Source organism: Pseudomonas sp. YuFO20, assembly GCF_035064975.1.
In the GTDB taxonomy this organism is placed as follows: domain Bacteria; phylum Pseudomonadota; class Gammaproteobacteria; order Pseudomonadales; family Pseudomonadaceae; genus Aquipseudomonas; species Aquipseudomonas putida_AE.
In genome coordinates this window covers 33,618-50,888 of the sequence record NZ_JAXDEO010000002.1, presented here as the reverse complement: position 1 = coordinate 50,888, position 17,271 = coordinate 33,618, and the positions used below count along the sequence as shown (strand labels likewise).

General features: G+C 53.8%; 17 protein-coding genes and 2 pseudogenes. 8 read left to right on the top strand and 11 right to left on the bottom strand.

The annotated features are described in order from the left end of the window. Positions 1-11: 11 nt before the first annotated feature. The 3 genes from SOP85_RS01515 to SOP85_RS01505 all read right to left on the bottom strand — a co-directional run bounded on the left by SOP85_RS01515 (position 12) and on the right by SOP85_RS01505 (position 3,447). On the bottom strand, positions 12-1,199 hold the full coding sequence (locus SOP85_RS01515) for an efflux RND transporter periplasmic adaptor subunit (RefSeq protein ID WP_323625822.1): 1,188 nt from the start codon (positions 1,197-1,199) through the stop codon (positions 12-14). Further along, positions 1,196-2,704 (bottom strand): efflux transporter outer membrane subunit, encoded by a 1,509-nt coding sequence (locus SOP85_RS01510; protein ID WP_323625950.1) that lies wholly within the window; start codon positions 2,702-2,704, stop codon positions 1,196-1,198. Before SOP85_RS01510 ends, SOP85_RS01515 begins: the two co-directional genes overlap by 4 nt. 122 nt (positions 2,705-2,826) lie before the next feature. After that, complete coding sequence (locus SOP85_RS01505) at positions 2,827-3,447, bottom strand: TetR/AcrR family transcriptional regulator (protein WP_323625821.1); 621 nt, start codon at positions 3,445-3,447, stop codon at positions 2,827-2,829. A 201-nt stretch (positions 3,448-3,648) separates the two neighbouring features. Between SOP85_RS01505 and SOP85_RS01500 the strand changes: the two genes are divergently transcribed. Next, the gene (locus SOP85_RS01500) at positions 3,649-4,116 is read left to right on the top strand and encodes a MarR family transcriptional regulator (RefSeq protein ID WP_323625820.1); all 468 of its coding nucleotides are present in this window, start codon (positions 3,649-3,651) and stop codon (positions 4,114-4,116) included. A 105-nt stretch (positions 4,117-4,221) separates the two neighbouring features. Here the strand turns inward: SOP85_RS01500 and SOP85_RS01495 are convergent, their stop codons facing one another. From SOP85_RS01495 to SOP85_RS01465, 7 genes and pseudogenes are all read right to left on the bottom strand, one after another. Next, complete coding sequence (locus SOP85_RS01495) at positions 4,222-5,478, bottom strand: OprD family porin (protein ID WP_323625819.1); 1,257 nt, start codon at positions 5,476-5,478, stop codon at positions 4,222-4,224. Positions 5,479-5,931: 453 nt separating this feature from the next. Further along, positions 5,932-6,576, bottom strand: coding sequence for a trimeric intracellular cation channel family protein (locus SOP85_RS01490; RefSeq protein WP_323625818.1), 645 nt, complete (start codon positions 6,574-6,576; stop codon positions 5,932-5,934). A 7-nt stretch (positions 6,577-6,583) separates the two neighbouring features. Next, entirely contained in the window at positions 6,584-7,840 is a 1,257-nt protein-coding gene (locus SOP85_RS01485; RefSeq protein WP_323625817.1) for a M20 family metallopeptidase, read from the bottom strand. 50 nt (positions 7,841-7,890) lie between these two features. Beyond that, positions 7,891-8,319: a MarR family winged helix-turn-helix transcriptional regulator gene (locus SOP85_RS01480; RefSeq protein WP_323625815.1), complete on the bottom strand. Its 429-nt coding sequence runs from the start codon at positions 8,317-8,319 to the stop codon at positions 7,891-7,893. Positions 8,320-8,489: 170 nt separating this feature from the next. Further along, positions 8,490-8,771, bottom strand: a pseudogene (locus SOP85_RS01475) (CoA-transferase); the annotation flags it as partial. Positions 8,772-8,998: 227 nt separating this feature from the next. Next, on the bottom strand, positions 8,999-9,448 hold the full coding sequence (locus SOP85_RS01470) for an antitoxin Xre/MbcA/ParS toxin-binding domain-containing protein (protein ID WP_323625814.1): 450 nt from the start codon (positions 9,446-9,448) through the stop codon (positions 8,999-9,001). A 200-nt stretch (positions 9,449-9,648) separates the two neighbouring features. After that, positions 9,649-9,903 carry a helix-turn-helix domain-containing protein gene (locus SOP85_RS01465; protein WP_323625813.1) on the bottom strand — a complete coding sequence of 85 codons (255 nt, stop codon included), beginning with the start codon at positions 9,901-9,903 and terminating at the stop codon, positions 9,649-9,651. A 111-nt stretch (positions 9,904-10,014) separates the two neighbouring features. Between SOP85_RS01465 and SOP85_RS01460 the strand changes: the two genes are divergently transcribed. The 4 genes and pseudogenes from SOP85_RS01460 to SOP85_RS01445 all read left to right on the top strand — a co-directional run. Next, positions 10,015-10,596: a hypothetical protein gene (locus SOP85_RS01460; protein WP_008059057.1), complete on the top strand. Its 582-nt coding sequence runs from the start codon at positions 10,015-10,017 to the stop codon at positions 10,594-10,596. Then, positions 10,593-11,978: a DEAD/DEAH box helicase gene (locus SOP85_RS01455; protein WP_323625812.1), complete on the top strand. Its 1,386-nt coding sequence runs from the start codon at positions 10,593-10,595 to the stop codon at positions 11,976-11,978. The genes SOP85_RS01460 and SOP85_RS01455 overlap by 4 nt, the downstream gene beginning before the upstream one ends. Positions 11,979-12,180: 202 nt before the next feature. Then, positions 12,181-12,474, top strand: coding sequence for a hypothetical protein (locus SOP85_RS01450; RefSeq protein WP_323625954.1), 294 nt, complete (start codon positions 12,181-12,183; stop codon positions 12,472-12,474). Further along, positions 12,435-12,596, top strand: a pseudogene (locus SOP85_RS01445) (histone-like nucleoid-structuring protein, MvaT/MvaU family); the annotation flags it as partial. The gene SOP85_RS01450 and the pseudogene SOP85_RS01445, both read left to right, overlap by 40 nt. 272 nt (positions 12,597-12,868) lie before the next feature. Here SOP85_RS01445 and SOP85_RS01440 read toward each other — a convergent pair. Then, entirely contained in the window at positions 12,869-13,288 is a 420-nt protein-coding gene (locus SOP85_RS01440) for a VOC family protein (protein WP_323625811.1), read from the bottom strand. A 305-nt stretch (positions 13,289-13,593) separates the two neighbouring features. Here SOP85_RS01440 and SOP85_RS01435 point away from each other — a divergent pair, with 305 nt between their 5' ends. Genes SOP85_RS01435 through SOP85_RS01425 form a run of 3 tightly spaced genes read left to right on the top strand, consistent with a single transcriptional unit; the run spans position 13,594 to position 17,199 of the window. Beyond that, positions 13,594-14,427, top strand: coding sequence for an FAS1-like dehydratase domain-containing protein (locus tag SOP85_RS01435; protein ID WP_323625810.1), 834 nt, complete (start codon positions 13,594-13,596; stop codon positions 14,425-14,427). After that, positions 14,417-15,625 (top strand): CaiB/BaiF CoA transferase family protein, encoded by a 1,209-nt coding sequence (locus SOP85_RS01430; protein ID WP_323625809.1) that lies wholly within the window; start codon positions 14,417-14,419, stop codon positions 15,623-15,625. Before SOP85_RS01435 ends, SOP85_RS01430 begins: the two co-directional genes overlap by 11 nt. 35 nt (positions 15,626-15,660) lie before the next feature. Next, complete coding sequence (locus tag SOP85_RS01425) at positions 15,661-17,199, top strand: 3-hydroxyacyl-CoA dehydrogenase (RefSeq protein ID WP_323625808.1); 1,539 nt, start codon at positions 15,661-15,663, stop codon at positions 17,197-17,199. Positions 17,200-17,271: the final 72 nt, after the last annotated feature.

Sequence of the window (17,271 nt, the reverse complement as noted above, 5' to 3'; positions counted from 1 at the left end):
GTCTGGCCCCGTTACAGATTCATATCTTTGGAGCCAGGACGATCTGCGTTAGCACTGATCACTTGCTCGACGATGTTGTTGGCATCTTTAAGCTCATTGTCAAAAATGTCAGTGCTGTAAGCAGGTTGCGGCGGTGTTCGAGTGTTAAGAACAGGGCCGCTGGTGTCAGAGGTGTCCACCGAAACGCGCATGGACAACCCAAGGCGAAGAGGGTTTTGTGCAACCTCTTGACGTTTCAGCGCAATGCGCACAGGAACGCGCTGGGTAACTTTGATCCAGTTGCCTGTAGCATTTTGTGCCGGCATCAGAGAGAAAGCGCTTCCGGTGCCCGCGTCCAGCCCAACAACCGTTCCGTGGAAATCCACATGGCGGCTGTAAGCATCGGCACTGAGGTGGACGGATTGTCCAATACGCAAATGTTCGAGTTGAGATTCCTTGAAGTTCGCGTTCACCCACACCTGATCCATGGGAACAACCGACATGAGCGCCACGCCCGGACTGATCCGCTGACCAACTTGTACGCTGCGTTTGGTTACGATGCCTGAGGTAGGGGAGTAGACCTGCGTGCGGTGCAGTGAGATGTAAGCATCACGCAGATTGCTTGCAGCAACGAGAACGTCAGGGTGAGTTCGAAGCGTCGTGTTGTCCACCATGGCCAGGCGAACTGCCAAGGCATGCCGCGTACCTTCCAGACCCGCCACGGCATTTTTGAGAACCTCTTCGGCATGGCTGATCTCCTCACGGGAAACGGCCCCACTGGAGGCAAGCTGATTGCGCCGGCGAACATCGTCCTGTGCCTTGCGCACGTCGTTTTGTCGTTGGTTGACCTCCGCCTGCAACTGCTGCACTTGATAATACTGAGTGCGTGCCTGACGAACAGCTCGGGCCAGGTTGGATTTCGTGCGCTCATATTGGATCTCGGCGTCCACGGCATTCAGTGTGACAAGCGGTGAATTAGCGTCGACGTGATCCGTATTGTCGACGCTGATGACCGTCACTGTACCGCTGACCTGAGACGTCACCTGGACGATGTTGCCGTCTACATAGGCATCGTCGGTGTTTTCTGTTCCCTGCTTAATGACGTACCAGCCTCCCAGCGCTACCACTAACAGCGCGATGACGAGAATCAAAAGTAGTTGAGGCCAGACAGGGGCTTTTCGGGTAACGGGTTCAGTTACGGGGGAAGTATTGGACGTCATGATTTATTGGCTACGGTAGAGTTTGCATTGGCGGTCATGGGCAGTTCCGGGCGGTACCCACCACCCAAAGCCCGGCTCAAGTTGGCTTGCAAGGAAAGCGCTCTGGATTGCAAGTCGACCAACTGGCGTTTTTCAACGAGCGTTGCGTTCTGCGTTGCCAGGACTTGCAGGTAGGTAGCCAGTCCCGCGGCATAGCGCTTGTCAACGAGATCTGCGGCGGCACCGGCGGTCGCCACGGCCTCGTTTTGTTGGAAAAGGCGTTCCTTCAACCAGCGCAGCGAAGACAATTGATCGGCGATGTCACGCAGCGCATCGATGACCGTCTGGTTGTAGTTTTCAACAGCGAGATCGTAAGCCGCGTCCTGAGCATCCAGGTTGCCGCGCAAGCGGCCGCCTTCGAAAATGGGCAGGCTGATCGCCGGCGCGACGCCCAAAATGCGGCTGCTGCGATCATTGAATGTGTCAAAAGCCAAGCTCTGCAATCCAATGAAAGCAGTCAGGTTCACATCCGGGTAGAAGCGTGCCTTGGCCACATCAATCTCATGACCGGAGGCTTCCACACGCCAGCGTTGAGCCACAACATCCGGGCGGTGGCCGATCAGCTCAGCCGGGATATTCGATGGCATCACGACCGTGTCACTTGCTTCCAGGTGAGGTCGGGTGATTGTGCGACCACGGTCAGGTCCTTTGCCCAGCAATGAGGCGAGCTTGTTTTGATTGAGTTCGATGGACTCCTTCAGCGCTGCGATATTGGCTCTGCTGGCAGGTAAGGCTGCTTGAGACTGCTTGATGTCAATTTCCGTACCGAGCTCGGCGACGAAACGCTTTTTGGTGAGTTCCTCAATCTGCTCCTGTTGGTTGAGCAGGGCCTGCGCAACGTCGATTTGTTCATAGACATTTTGCAAGGTGATATAGGTTTGTACGATGGACGAAGAGAGAATGAGAGACGCGGCGCGCTCATCGACTTCCAATGCCTTACGCCTGCCCACCGCCGCCTCGACTGAGGATCGGTTCTTCCCCCAGAAATCCAACTCATATCCGACATTCAAGGTCCCTTGGTGAACGTTCTGCCATGTGCCCTTGGCGGGCGCAGGGGTCGTACCATTGGAACTGAACCGCTCGCGGGTAACGCTCATGGACGCACTGACGTCAGGGAACAACTGGGCACCCTGTATCGCTTCCAATGCGCTGGCCTGGTGGACGCGCGCAGCGGCGGAACGGAGGGTAGGGTTGTTGGCCAGGGCTTCATGTATTAACTCGTCAAGTTGCGGATCCTTGAAACTGCTCCACCAGTTCTCGGCCGGCCACGAAGCCTCCGAGAGCTTGATTCCGCTGTTGACTAGCGTCTGGTTGACCTCGGAAGGCTGCAACATGTGTGATAGCGGTTTCAGATCGCTGAACGTGCATCCAGCAAGCATCACCAGCATCATCGCTAACGATACGTTCCTGCCTGATGTCGTGAAGGGCGGCCTGTCCTTTGCCCCCTGGGTAGATGGAATTTTCATTAACGATTTCTCTGAAGCCTGCGGTGAAAATGAATAAGGGCAGGTTGTTTCAATAAGAGTTGCAATAAACACTGTCAGTGTCGTTATGCTTATTAAAAAACCGCCGAAGCGGCATTGTCGGCTTATCCAGACCTCAAACCCTTCACGACAATGGCAACGGCACTGTCGATGTAGTCCAGGTTTTCGAGGTTTGCCGTGACCAGGTGAAGCCAGGACATACCTGTCAACATCGAGACAGCGCTATCAACGGCTGGACCATCGTGGATATCCCCTGCTTCCACCGCCCGGGCAAAAATCTTTCGCAATGTGCGCTCGCGACGTGGCAAAAACTCTTTCCTGAACTCCTCAAGCGTTTTGGGCTCGTGCTGGATCTCGGCAATCAAGCTGCGCAATGTTTCGCCCGCGCTTGAAGTGCGCCACCAGTTCCACAGGGAGCGCAAGTGAACGATCAGGTCTTTCTCCAGATTCCCTGTGTTCGGTTGTGTCACAAACGTCAGTGCAGTGCGTTCATACACATCCCTGAGCAAAGCGCTCTTGTTCTTCCACCAGCGATAGATCGTAGGCTTGCTCGAACCGGCACGTTCCACCAGCGCATCCATCGTGAAAGCTTGATACCCGCGCTCCTCAAGGATCGCCGCAGCGGCCTCAAGAATGGCTTCTGTGCTCTGAGGGCTACGTACGGCGCCAATGGAGGATCGGCTACGTGCTTTGGCAGGTTTGGGCTGGTCGGGATTGGAGGTCATACGTTGCTCTGACTGGTTTCTCGAACGGGAAAAGCGGCAATAGAAACTGTTGGTATTTATAAGCTCTAAAGCATATTCGGTCAATAAGAGACGTTCGTTTCAAGTATTCATGTTGTGAATAATGAGTATGGCATTTGAATATGATCTATTTGAGAACTTGCTGTTACAGTAATTAATCAGAGTATTCATTTGGAGGCATGAGTGGTTACGCATTTAATTGACGCATTTAATGTGCTTGAGAGCGTTAATAAAGCGATGGCGGAGTGGATGGAAAAATCCATTGCCAGCCACAACCTGACTGTTCTGGATTTTCGAATTCTTGATAGCTTGGCGCAGGGTGCGGTAGCAACTACGAGCCAGTGCGCCAGTCATTTGAATATCATTCCATCCAAAATATCCTTGAGTACTGAAAAGCTCGAAAAAGCAGGCTTTGTGCAACGTCGACGTGATCGGCCAGACAGACGAATGGTTGCATTGCAGTTATCAGACGAGGGCCTCGAAATATATGAGCTTGCCCTCCACGCGCTGAATGAGCGGTGGCAAAACCTGTTGGGCAATGTCGGCACCGATGTCATGCAGATGGCTGCACTTTTCGCTGGTCCGACACTAACCCCCATTGGGGCATTGATTAAGAAGTCGCTACGTGAAAGGAACTCAACCGTAAAATAGTCAGGACGGTGACACTCGCTTGGTCGCGGCGGCAGTTCAATCCCTATGCCGCCGCGCCACTCGCGCGAACCGTTCAGTCAAACCGCGCGATTACCTAGAGATTGCTCAGAGTATGTCCAGAGGGTATTCGATGAATGCCCGGACTTCATTCAGGTTAGGGCCGACATCTCGGTCTGCCCGGTAAATAGAGTTTCGCAGTTTGAATGACAGATCCTTGAATGAGCCTTCCTGCACCACGTATTTGACCTGATTGAAGAACTCACGCTCCGTACCGTCTTGCTCCCCCCCTGCATCGATGTTGCTGCCGCGCACGTAAGCAGTCTTGTACGTCAGACCCGGCATACCGAACTCCGCGAAGTCCAACTCATAACTCAGTTGCCAGGACTGCTCGTCTTTCAGGTTGAAGTCAGAGTAGTAGGAGTTGGCGACATAAATCGTGCTACCACCGTCGCCATAGTCATAGGCATAGCCGGCATCGCCGCTGTTACGCTGATGGGCGACGATAAACGCATGCGCACCGACGCTGTATTTAGCTGCCAGGCTCCAGATGGTGTTGGTATCGTTGACGCCATCGCCACCAAAATCCAACGCCGCTTGCGAGCCATTGTCATAGTCGGTGCGGTAGATGTTGAAGTCGAGGTTCAGCGCCTGGGTATCGGAAAAAGGCACTGTATAGTTTACGTTGCCATAGTACTTCTTGTAGGTGTCCTTCACGTCGGAATGATACGCCGCGATACTTAAGGCGTCGGTTACGCTGTAGGTGCCACCAATCACATCGATACTTTTGAGATGATTCGGGTCCCGTGCCGGATCGCCCATCGGGCTATCTGCGGTGAACCGTCCAGCATTCAATTCCAGACCTACGATTTCCTTGCTCGTGACAAGTGTGCCGGTAAATGCTTGGGGCAACAAACGCGAGTCGTCGTATGCCAAAACCGGCATGGACGGGAACTGGTTGCCGTGGCGCAAAACGGTATTGGAAAAGCGAAGTTTGAGTGTTGCCCCTGCCTCCGAAAGATCATCGACAGGGTGACCATCGCTGTCGGCGTCGAAAAAGGCCGTGTAGTTGCGCCCGCGACCGCTGTCGAGCTTCACACCGAGCAAGCCATAAATATCCAGGCCGACACCGACTGTTCCCTGCGTAAAGCCAGACTGGAACGTACCAATAAAACCCTGGCCCCATACCTTGGCGTCATTAGTGTCGTTCTTGTAGTCGCGATTGAAGTAGGCGTTGCGCAACAGCAGTTTCAAATCACTGTCTTCAATAAAGCCCTTGGCTTCGGACTGATCACTTGCAAACGCACAGGGCGTGCCTACCGACATCAACGTGCACGCGATCGCGACGTGTTTAGGATTAAACATCAGATACTCCCAATAGCTGTTTTCTTGATTTTGGTGTTGGCAGGAGGCTGCAAAAGTCGCTGATAACCACAATCAAAAAAGGGGTTATTGGCAGGAGAAATTGTTCGTCTAGGAGTTCCCACCCGTTGCAGCGGGACGATAAATACTATTGAAAGGACCTCAAAGATAAGTCCTATTTACGATTCCAATTATCTATGAAATCAATGATGTAGGAATCCGAAACACAGGTAAGCTGGCGGGGATGAATGCAGAGGGTGCGGCTCTCGCCCCTGGTGCAGGTGAATCTCCAATTCATCAATCCTTTGGTGCAATTTTTTTTGGCCCGCCCACGCGCGGGCCTTTTTTTATTTGCATGAAGCGCTGCGCGTTAGTGCAGCCGGGTTGGCTGCTGGCTCGCTGCATAAGTCAGGCTGCAACCATCCGAGGAATAATCGGGCCCGATTCGTGCGGGACCTAATGAGCACTGCCTGGGTTGTTGTCAGAATCATCGTCAATGGAAGGCAGCCGCCAACCGTAGTGAAGTGACGCTATCCGCAACACGGTACATCCCGCTGCGATCAGCCACGAGGTCACCACCGAATTAGCACCGATGTAGCTGAGCAAAACCTCGACACCTGCGCCTGCCAACGCGGCCGACGCGTAGATTTCCCGTTGCAGGATGCCTGGCACGCGTGACAGCAAAATATCCCTGAGTACGCCGCCTCCGACAGCGCTGACCATCCCCAGTACGATCGCGACCTCGGCACCAGCCTGAACGGCCAGTGCCTTTTTCGCGCCTGCCACTGCAAACAGTCCAAGGCCAATGGAATCAAACAGTTGAACGGGTGACTTCATTCGACACACCATCGGATAAGCACACACCACCCAAGCAGCAGCGATCAACGACACGACCAGATAGCGCCAACTCGACAGCCCGGCCGGTGGCAGCGTGCCCAGGCACAGGTCCCGAAGAATCCCGCCACCGCATGCGACAATGAAAGTGATGGTGGCAATGCCGAACAGGTCCAATCGCTGTTGGCGTGCGGCAACTGCGCCACTTACACCAAATGCAAACGTGCCGAGCAGATCCAGGACGGTGTATATCAGGTGAGTGTCCATTACTGTGCTACTCGGCGTGCCCGAACCAGGCGAATGCTGCGCAAAGCATCGTTTCGAGCCCGGTACGCAGAGTAGGGTGCAGTAGGGGCGCGAACTGGGGCGAGTGATTACTCGGGATGCTGTTTATTTTTCCCTTGGCCTTGGCCTGGTCGTACACTTGCGGATCTGTGCAACCTACGAACCAGAATACGTAGGGCACCTTCCATGCGCGGCCGAAGACACTGAAATCCTCACTCGCCGCGGCCGGCGCCGTTTCATAGGCTCTGTCACCAAACCAGGCGCCAAATGCATCAGCCAAACGGGTAGAGGCGCGCTCATCATTAACCGTCAACGGGTAGCGGTTGATTGTTGTGATCTCCGGGTCGCGTGGAGCATTGGATGCAGAGCATTCGGCGCAGCAGATCCGCTTGATGGCGCCGAGCATGTGCTCGCGCACGCCCTCGTCGTAGGTGCGCATATTGAGTTTCAAGGTTGCATTGTCCGGAATGATGTTCTCCTTGGTCCCAGCCTGTAACGAGCCGACAGTCAGGACTGCCTGATCCAGAGGGGAGATTTCCCTCGATACAATGGTCTGCAGGCGCAGCACCGTCGATGCCGCCATGATTACCGGATCTACCGAAGTTTGTGGCTGTGAGCCATGCGCGCCACGGCCGAACATCTTGATTTTCAGGCTATCACCGGCCGAAAGAATGGTGCCGCTGCGGTGTCCCACAGTACCGGCTGGCCCCACCATTACATGCTGACCAAGAATGATGTCCGGCTTGGGGAAGCGATCAAGCATGCCATCGTCGATCATGCTTTGCGCGCCCACACCCACTTCTTCACCCGGCTGGAAAACAGCCAGAAGCGTACCCCGCCAAATGCTGCGATTTTCGGACAGTATCCGAGCCACCCCCATCAACCAAGTGACATGCATGTCATGCCCGCAGGAGTGGCAGACAGAAACCTGCACACCGTCTTCGTCGCGGGTGACCACATCGCTCGCGTAGGGCAGGTCTGTGGCTTCCGCCATGGGCAACGCGTCCATGTCGGCGCGCAGCATCACTACTGGACCTTCACCGTTGCGCAATACGCCAACAACACCGGTTACGCCAATTTCGCACGTCACCTCGTACCCGTAACGTACCAAGTAGTCGGCGGCGATTTTCGCGGTGCGATACTCATGCATCGACAATTCAGGATGACGGTGCAAGTCCTTGTAGACCTCCTCCAGCTCAGGCAACAAGGCATCAAGATCGGGAATCAACTTTTCCAGGGACGACATGGGGTACTCCTTACATAAAAGAGGGCGTGAAAAGTGGGAGAGAGGTTGTGTCAGGAGGGCGGAAGAAGACTTTCCATAAGCTTTGAAAGCAGGCCATCAAGGGCCACGCGCTCCTTGGGCGTGAGCGCGCGAACCAGCTGATCTTCAAGTTCGGAGCCGACTACAGATGACTCGTCAGCGATCCGCGAGCCCTCGGTGGTTGTGCGCAAACCGACGCTCCGGCGGTCGACCGGGTGAGGGGCGCGCGAGATGAGCTCACGCGACTCGAGCAGCGCCAACGTCTTGGAGAGCAGTGTTTTTTCCAGGAAGGCGCGTGATGAAACTTCTTTTGGAGTGATGTCTGGGCAGGCCTGAATCAGACGCAACACCCGCAATCCGCGGACATCCAGATCCCAGTGCTGACGGTACACGGCGTTCGCGTGTTCCATCAGTAGGGCACTGGTCATATCCAGCTTGAAATTCAGAAAGTCGGAATACATGGCAGGCTCCAGTCGAATGGCTGAAGTATAGTCATTTAGTTGAAATATTCAACTATAATTACAGTGACTGGCCGCTCTCTGGCTTGAACCTTGGAGCCCTGACGACCTGTTGCCGGACAAGCTTGAAGCCGTCCGGCACATTGCTGCGTGACCCGGCAAACTCGATCTGGTTAACGGATCAACGGCACGCCACTGAGCGTTTGCAATGCCTCAAAGCTGATATCGGCGACAATCTCCCGGACCTTCAAGCCTTTCGGAGTGACGTCCAGAATAGCCAGGTCGGTATAAATCCGAGTCACGCAGCCAATCCCGGTCAGGGGGTAGGTGCATTGCGGCACCAATTTGCTTTCGCCAGTCTTGGTCAGGTGATCCATCATGACGAACACCTGACGCGCGCCTGTCGCGAGGTCCATCGCGCGCCCCACTGCGGGAATTGAACCTTCGGCGCCGGACTTCAGTACACCCTCGATGCAACCGCGCCGAGTACCGAAATGCAGCGAACACGGTCAGGCCACGAAACATTGGCTACAGGACTGCGGGTTTAACACCGCGACATTGCGCGTCGGCATGATTAGGGCCAAGGCTTCGAGGCCTGAACGCTCAGCAAGTACAAAAGCAACATCCCGCAGCACAGAAGTGAACCTAAGCAACCCGATATGTGTGCCAATGGCGTTTGCGATCAAAATGCAATGCCTTCTGCAACCTGTATAAGCATCTCCTCGACCTGATGGGAACCTGATTTAGTTGCGAGCATCGCTATTGGATCCTTTCCTGAAAAACGACTCTTGGGCTTCGAAAGCCACGACCGGGCTTTCTCTCCATTCCCAAACACCACTTCCGCCATAGCCAAGATATAGGCATTTCTGAATAGGCGGTCACTCTCATCTACTGTAAGTTTCTGCCCGCGCGACAACCGGAAGCTGAGTGTCTTGTGAGAGATAATGTGTTCACGTTGATGTGGGGGAATTTTGCCCAGCTCGCAAAAAATATTGAACCGGTCGATTGAAAAGCCTGCAAAGATCATCTCATGGAGATCAGAGTCTGAAGCATCAATGGGGAGATTGAGTAATTCTGACATCCGGCCCCGGAAGGCACGATAAAAATCCTCGTTTAGCACTTCGGCAAGCATGGTGCACCTTCATGGTTGGATCTTTGCCACTTAGTATCTGGCAGATCCGTCTCGCATGAAAGCGCGCAAATTTTGACGGCCTGTTCCGCATGGATCATTTGGAACTCGAGGGGCAGGGAAGCGCCCAGTCACTCGGGCGTTCGGTCGGGAACGAAATCCGATAAGGATGACTAAATCCATTTCAACGCATGCTCATTGGCTCAGTCGCTTGCCGTCAGATCAGAAGCCAAATCGTGGAGGGACAGCGATTCAGGCAATAGGAAATGAGGCTCGCATTGCAGCACGCTGGCTATGCGATATAGCTTTTCTACGGTGATGCTGACTTCACCGCGCTCAATACGCCCCATATAGCTACGGTCGAGGCCACAAGACAGCGCTAAAGCATCTTGAGAAAACCCTTTGGCCTTCCTTTGTATCCGTATTTTTTGACCCAATGCCTTTGCAAGCTGATGCATAACCGCCTCGGTTCCCACTGAGGCGGCACTATCGTGCGTTTGCGGATGAATCAGCCACGGATTATAATCCGCATTTTGGCTGTTCCGCGAATTTCCCTTCCAGGTGCCTGCATGAAACCCGATTCATTCATCCTCGACAGGCGGCTCTACGACCTGTTTCAGCAGGGGCATCTACGCCAGTTTACGACCCAGGATCTACGTGACGCCTACGCTGCGCACCTGACGGGTATGACTTTCAACAGCAGCGACTTGCGTCGATATGTCTATGAGCAGATCCGACGCATGCTGCGTACCGGATGGGTCATTCAGGATGAAAAACGACAAAAGCGGGGTCAGATCTATCACTGGCAGAGTATTCCGGCGAACTTGCAGGTGGAACTCATTGACAATGGGTACGAAAGCAGTGCTAAGCCGGCGAACAAACCGTCTCATCAACCCTTACAAAGCACTGATCCAGAGCAGCCAGGCCCGGGTGTGATCGAGCACCTGGAGTCGATACTCAAAGAGATTCGGCTCGACTTCCTTTCTTCAATGGGAGAGGCGGAGCGGTATAAGCAACTGCTCGACGAAATGCCGCATCTGAAAGACCAAGTCGAAGGCGAGTATCTGGAAGCTCGAGACCGAAGCTCTCGTCTTTTAGGGCATCTCCGAGCGGTCGAAAAGACGCTCAAGACAGTCACGTCCGCACGATGAAAGCATCGCCGAGAAAATGGCAAAGCCAATGCATTAAGATCGCTTTGGAACACTACACCTCAACTCCGCACTTTTTCTGTCAAGCCACCCCGGGGGCGGGGAAGACTCGGATGGCCGCGGAGCTTGCTCGACGTTTGTTAGAGCAGGGCAAGATCGATCTCGTGCTGTGTTTTGCTCCCTCGTGCCAAGTCGTCGACGGTTTTCGCACTACGTTCTCTGCTGTATTGGGGAGGCGTTTGGATGGACTTATCGGTGCCATTGGAACCGCAAGTACCTATCAAGCCATGGAGCACCAGGATGAGGCCTTCTGGAGACTTTTCGATGACTATCGCGTGTTTGCAATATTCGACGAGATCCACCACTGCTCAGGAAACGATCCGCTTTTGAGCAATGCCTGGGGGCAACAAATTCTTTTGAATATGCAGGACCGGGCCGCCTTTACCTTGGCTCTTTCGGGTACACCATGGCGCTCCGATGACAGAGGCATTGCTCTGGCTCGTTACTCCAACCCGGAAGGCCGATTGATTTGCGACTATCGATACGGCCTCAAAGAAGCCATTTCCGACGGAGTTTGTCGGTCACCTCGCATTGTCCTGCTAGATAACCAGATGCTGAGACTCCAGGAGGATTTCGCGAACGACAGTACCGTCAAGCTTTTTCCCAGCATCGCTAAGCTACTGCGTGAATCTCCGGTCTCATACGAAGACTTGATTTGTCATGACGAAGCGCTCAGCCAGTTGCTCGACCTGGGGAGCAAGAAACTCGATGAAGTGCGAATGCTTAAACCGAATGCCGCGGGCTTGGTTGTTGCCACAAATATTGCTCATGCACACCAAGTCGCTACGGCGCTGAAGGACAAGGGTGAAAGCTTCCAAGTCGTGACAACCAGAACCCCGGACGCACAACAGGTAATCAACGCGTTCAAAAATAGCGACTGCCGTTGGATTGTTGCAGTGGGAATGATCAGCGAGGGGACTGATATTCCTCGGCTTCAAGTTTGCTGCTACCTCAGTCGAATTCGTACTGAACTGCATTACCGTCAGGTGCTGGGAAGAGTCCTTCGACGTATGGGCGAGATTGACGATCTAGCTTGGTTGTTCGTCTTGGCGGAGCCGACACTGAAGCGATTCTCTCAGCGTATCGCCGATGATCTGCCGGAAGATTTGGCTGTCGTGTGCTCAGTAGGTACGCCTGCACCCCAGGCTTGTTCAATCGAAGGTGAGTTGGATTGTTCCGTTAACGCTCGCCCTGGGGACCAGGGAAGCTCAACACCTACCGTTACAGCGCAGAAATTTCTATCGCAGGTCGATTTGTCCCCTGCATCGACTTATCAAATAAGCTTTTCAAAGAATTATCGCCAGCAACTGCTGGCCGTTTTCTGATGTGCATTTTGTCCATTACAAGACCATATCAGTGCTGATTCAGTGGGGCCAAAGTTCCGCCTATGGAGGAACCTGTGATCCATCTCTCCGCCGAGCTCTGTCAGCTACCGCCCTTCTTTGGCATCTGATGGAGGAGGGAAGTAGCTGTTTGTGATCGGCACGACAGCAAACCATTTTGCTCATCAAGAGCGTGGGGGTGGTAATGAAAGGTAAGCGCAAAGCGAAAACATCAAAATGGGCCATGAAGCTTCAATTTGAAAAGGACGCTCAGCAGTCAATGTCCGCGAGGTCCGAAAAAGCGTCAAATCGTTTTCTTGATGCCGCGCTGTATTTGGGTTCAACGCACGAGCCGCTGGGCAGGCTCGCGGGGGCGCGAAACAACCCCCATTCAAAAAGTGCAGACCTGCCAGCGCTGCTTTCCTCCGTCATCAACATAGTTTGCCAGGCGGGACAGCCGTCGAGTCCAAATCTGCCAATCGCAAACCGCGTCAGGTAAAGGTCTACAAGAACCCGCATTCCGGCGAAGTCGTCGAAACCAAGGGTGGCAATCACCGGACGCTGAAAGAGTGGAAGGCCGAATACGGCTCTGACACGGTTGATTCCTGGCTGGCCAAGTGATTTTGGTTTGAGTACAAGAAAGGGCCCTTCGAGGGCCCTTTTTTATTGAATACGGTTAGGTTGATATGGTCGCAACTATACGGCCAGCTCTGGTTCATGTAGGCGACAAGAAGTGCCTCGATCTCGGATAGCGTTCGCTTCCATCTCTTCTCCTCTTTGACCTCTGGGGTCAAGACGGCCGACTTTGTGGTACCAACAAAGAAGCCCGTGATGCCCCTCGCACACATAAGCGAAAGGGCATGACGGGCTTTCTTGGTTACAGCTTGTGGTGCTTATTTGGATATTGGCTGGTGCACTTCGATGATGTTGCCGTCCGGGTCTTGCAAGAAGATCTGGTACCAGTTGGCCATGGCCCAAACACCGTAGTCCGCATATGGGATTTTCAGCTCTTCCAGGCGCTTTTTGAAGCCTTCGATATCGTCCGTGCGGAAACAGAAATGGCCGCTGTGCAGAGGGTTGATTGCCTGGTTCATGCGGAAGCTGAGGTCGATGTCCTTGGTCGCCAGGTGGAACTCAACAGCGCCGTCAGTCACGAAATCGACTTCCGCACTGTAGCCATGGGCCGTATCAGTGTTGCAACGCACGTGCTCCTCATCCTCGATACGGTCAAGGTCGAAAATGGAGCGATAAAACGACGAAAGGCGACCGACGTTTTCCGAGCAAAGGTTCATGTGGTGGAAATGAAATTTCATGGCTGATCCTTCGAATTGTATTTGGAAGTAAGGGGCTCATGCCTTGGTAAATCCCGCGCCAGTAGGGCAACTGCGGGACGGCTATGGCTTTGCTGACAGTCCTGAGACCTCCTTGAGAGGTGGGTGGTGACTGCCGACGACTCATATTAAACAGATTCAGATATGAATGGAAAGATGCATGGGTGAAATTTAATCGTGGAACTAGCTTTACACCCTCGGGATTCCTCGTGATAGGATGCATACACACAACAACAATTTCACCTACGAATCGTATTTACGATCGCTAGGTAGAGGAGGAAAACTCCATGCGTGAGCAAAACAAATCGGCGTCAGGTCGACTCGAAACCTGCTCCATTAGCAACGTACGGCGTGTAGCTGCAATGCTGGATCTGCCTTCTGAGGGTCTTGTAGAAGGTGCGGCTCTGCCTCGTGGTTGGCATTTCACGTTGCTAGGAGCGGATACTCTGAGGTCTCATCTGCGTGGAGATGGCTTTCCAGGTCTAGGGATTCCGCTTCCAGAGCTGGGGCTTCCTCGTTTGCTCCAGGCAGGACGGAATGTGACCTTCCATGGCGACATCCCCATCGGCGCCAATATCACTCGAAATAGCTCGATAGCCAGCCTCGAAAGGAAGTCAACTCGATCGGGCGAAATCGCTATCGTCGTCGTTGATCATCGCTTGGTCGTTGTTGGTGAGTCGAAGCCAGCTATCAACGAAACCCAAACGTTCTTTTTGTTGCCCGCGACCGCCGAGCGGCCCTCATATGAGGCTGAGCCAGAGCTCGTCACGTTGAGCCGACAGAAGTCCATCACCCCGGACGACACGCTGTTATTCCAATATTCAGCCTTAGGGTTCAACTCTCACAAAATCCACCTCGACAGGGCCTATGCGCGGGAAGTTGAAGGGTTTCCAGATCTCGTTGTGAATGGGGGCCTGACAACCTTGTTACTGACTGAGTATTTGCGAACCGAACTTAAGATCACGCCGAGGCAGCTGAAAATTAAGTACACGGCACCGTTGTTCAGTAGCCGCTCTCTGACCATCGCGGATGACAGCCAAGGCGATGTGTTGAACATCAAGGTGTTCAACAACTACGGAAAAGTGGCTGCGGAAATGGAGGTGGAAGCTTATGAGTATTAAGCCTCTTGAAGGTATCCGTGTGTTGGATCTCACCAGTGTCGTCGTCGGCCCGGCGTGCTCTGCTCGGCTTGCGCAGTACGGAGCAGAGATCATTAAGGTGGAGAGCCCAGAGGGTGACCTAATGAGGGGGTTGGGTGGTACTTCACCTACCGGCCAACACTCAGGTGCCTACCTTCATTTGAATCGCGGTAAGCGCAATATTTGCCTCAACCTGAAGCAGGCCGGTGCACGTGAAGTGATGGATCGGCTGGTTGAATCAGCGGATGTGATCATTGCCAATATGAGGCCTCAGGCCCTGGTCAAACTCGGAATCGATTCGGAGAGCATTCTGCAGGAGTACCCTGAAAAGGTTTATTGCCTGATAACAGGCTATGGCACCGACGGCCCCTACGCAGGCGAGCCGACATACGACAGCGTGATCCAGGCGGCTACAGGTATGACCGGTCTCTCGCTCGCACGTGATGGGGTGCCACGGTATGTCCCTATGCTGATCTGCGACCATGTCGTAGGCGAAATTGCGGCAGGTTCGATTGTTTCTGCACTTTATCATCGCCGTGAAACCGGTCTGGGCGCTAGCCTGGAGATCCCTATGTTCGAAACCATGTCCGCGTTCGTGCTGCAAGAGCACTTGGCGCAACAGAGTTTTGATCCTCCTGTTGGCCCTGCTGGTGATCAGAGGCTCTTAAGTCCCCATAACAAACCAGTACAGACCGCCGATGGGTGGATTTCATTTACGGTCAATACCGACGCTCAGGTCATAGCCTTTTTAGAGACAGTTGGGAAAGCAGATCTGATTGGTGATCCGCGGTTCTCCTCGGTCGCTGGGCGTGCAGAGAATGTGAAGGAGTGGTTTGAGATCCGAGGGGCACCTCTGCTTGATAAGACGACAGCGCAATGGCTCGCCGACTTTCGGACTGCAGACCTAGCAGCAAAACCCTGTCACACGCTCGAGACGCTCCCTAACGATCCTCATCTCCAGGCCGTTGGACTTATCGACTACGAGACGCATCCTACGGAAGGAAAGGTTGCTTGCATACGTTCCACGATCAGCTTCAACGGTAGTTACTTGGATGCCGGTGCCCCAAGCCAGCCGAAGGGTTGGGAGACCAGAAAGCTGCTTGAGGAGATGGGCTTCGATTCTGAGGCTATCGACGATCTGGTCTCGACCCGGGCGGCCTTGGTAGCTCAGAGAGTTTAGTGGTACCGAAAACAACAAGACGTGAAGGTGAAGCAATGAACGAATCACAGGCAGAAAACATCAGAACAATGGGTATTGTCGGTGCCGGCGCAATGGGGCGAGGCATTGCCCAGATTGGGGCGCTGGCAGGCGTCAAGGTACTGATGTTCGATACCAATCCCGAGACGGTGCAAGCAGCATATGACCAGGTGTGCTTGATGCTCGACAAGCTCACTAACAAGGGCAAGTTGGATGCGCAACACGCGGTGATTGCCAAGTCATGCTTGTGCCAATCGACTTCGATTGCTGAGTTGGCTGACTGTGACCTCGTCGTCGAAGCTGTGGTGGAGCGCATCAACGTAAAGCAGGAGATTTTTCAGAACCTGGAAAAGGTTGTGTCTGAAGCCTGCATTTTGGCTACAAACACCTCATCTCTATCCATCACCGAGATAGCCAGTGCCTGCGCCTATCCAGCTAGGGTCGCGGGGTTTCACTTTTTCAATCCCGTGCCGTTGATGAAGGTAGTTGAGGTCATCGATGGAGTGCATACCGATCCCGCAGTATCCAGCGATCTCATCGCTTTTGCTCGACGTCTTGGCCACACGCCGGTGCGAGCAAAGGACATGCCTGGATTCATCGTGAACCATGCTGGGAGAGCGATGAATACCGAAGGGCTGAAGATATTGGGAGAGGGCGTGGCTACCTGCGAGCAGATTGATGCAATCATGCGCCAACAAGCCGGGTTCAAGCTTGGGCCGTTTGAGTTACTTGACCTCACAGCGCTCGATGTCTCTCAGCCGGTGATGGAATCGATCTACCACCAGTTCTACGAGGAACCTCGTTTCCGCCCATCGCCCATCACCCGGGTCAGGCTCGCTGGTGGGCTGCTAGGCCGTAAAAGTGGTAGAGGCTTCTACAGCTATGCAGCGGGTAGGCAGGTAGTTTCTGATGATCAGCCGGCCCCCTCGGTGTTGCCACGCACCGTATGGGTTAGTAATCGATATCCTGAGGCTGCGGCTCAGGTGCGAGCCCTTATTGAGAGCGCAGGAATAGAGATCGATGACGGACAGCGGCCTGGGCCTGGTTCACTCATCGTAGTTACACCGTTGGGTTCTGATGCCACCACCTCTGCCGTAGCGGAGGCATTGGACGCGACTCGTGTTATTGCCGTGGACGCTTTGTATCCTTTTGAGCAAGGACGACGGCGAACACTGATGACGACGCCGGCGACTCATCAGTCAGCGTGGAATGAGGCTCATGCGCTTTTTGCTCATGATGAGTCACCGGTCACAGTGATCAATGATTCAACAGGATTTGTGGCTCAACGCATCGTAGCGCTGATTGTGAATGTCGGGTGCGACATTGCTCAGCAGGAAATTGCCTCTCCCTCGGATATTGACCTCGCTGTTGAGCTTGGGCTCGGCTATCCAATGGGCCCATTCAAGCTTGGAGATCATTTCGGGCCAAAGGTCATTCTTGAGATTTTGAGCAATATTCAGGACGGGCTTGGCGATCCCCGATATCGACCATCTCCCTGGCTTGCTAGACGAGCAATGTTGAACATTCCGCTGAGGAATACTGAAAGAGTTATTTGAACCGTTGCAAACGTGACGGTGCTTTATAGGGGATTAATGGAGCTGGAGGAGTGTGAACTTTACTGGCTATGT

Excerpts from the sequence above, each read along its gene's own strand:
- SOP85_RS01515 (WP_323625822.1), bottom strand. The coding sequence starts at position 1,199 with ATGACGTCCAATACTTCCCCCGTAACTGAACCCGTTACCCGAAAAGCC.
- SOP85_RS01510 (WP_323625950.1), bottom strand. The coding sequence starts at position 2,704 with ATGAAAATTCCATCTACCCAGGGGGCAAAGGACAGGCCGCCCTTCACG.
- SOP85_RS01505 (WP_323625821.1), bottom strand. The coding sequence starts at position 3,447 with ATGACCTCCAATCCCGACCAGCCCAAACCTGCCAAAGCACGTAGCCGA.
- SOP85_RS01495 (WP_323625819.1), bottom strand. The coding sequence starts at position 5,478 with ATGTTTAATCCTAAACACGTCGCGATCGCGTGCACGTTGATGTCGGTA.
- SOP85_RS01490 (WP_323625818.1), bottom strand. The coding sequence starts at position 6,576 with ATGGACACTCACCTGATATACACCGTCCTGGATCTGCTCGGCACGTTT.
- SOP85_RS01485 (WP_323625817.1), bottom strand. The coding sequence starts at position 7,840 with ATGTCGTCCCTGGAAAAGTTGATTCCCGATCTTGATGCCTTGTTGCCT.
- SOP85_RS01480 (WP_323625815.1), bottom strand. The coding sequence starts at position 8,319 with ATGTATTCCGACTTTCTGAATTTCAAGCTGGATATGACCAGTGCCCTA.
- SOP85_RS01470 (WP_323625814.1), bottom strand. The coding sequence starts at position 9,448 with ATGCTTGCCGAAGTGCTAAACGAGGATTTTTATCGTGCCTTCCGGGGC.
- SOP85_RS01465 (WP_323625813.1), bottom strand. The coding sequence starts at position 9,903 with ATGCATCAGCTTGCAAAGGCATTGGGTCAAAAAATACGGATACAAAGG.
- SOP85_RS01460 (WP_008059057.1), top strand. The coding sequence starts at position 10,015 with ATGAAACCCGATTCATTCATCCTCGACAGGCGGCTCTACGACCTGTTT.
- SOP85_RS01455 (WP_323625812.1), top strand. The coding sequence starts at position 10,593 with ATGAAAGCATCGCCGAGAAAATGGCAAAGCCAATGCATTAAGATCGCT.
- SOP85_RS01450 (WP_323625954.1), top strand. The coding sequence starts at position 12,181 with ATGAAAGGTAAGCGCAAAGCGAAAACATCAAAATGGGCCATGAAGCTT.
- SOP85_RS01440 (WP_323625811.1), bottom strand. The coding sequence starts at position 13,288 with ATGAAATTTCATTTCCACCACATGAACCTTTGCTCGGAAAACGTCGGT.
- SOP85_RS01435 (WP_323625810.1), top strand. The coding sequence starts at position 13,594 with ATGCGTGAGCAAAACAAATCGGCGTCAGGTCGACTCGAAACCTGCTCC.
- SOP85_RS01430 (WP_323625809.1), top strand. The coding sequence starts at position 14,417 with ATGAGTATTAAGCCTCTTGAAGGTATCCGTGTGTTGGATCTCACCAGT.
- SOP85_RS01425 (WP_323625808.1), top strand. The coding sequence starts at position 15,661 with ATGAACGAATCACAGGCAGAAAACATCAGAACAATGGGTATTGTCGGT.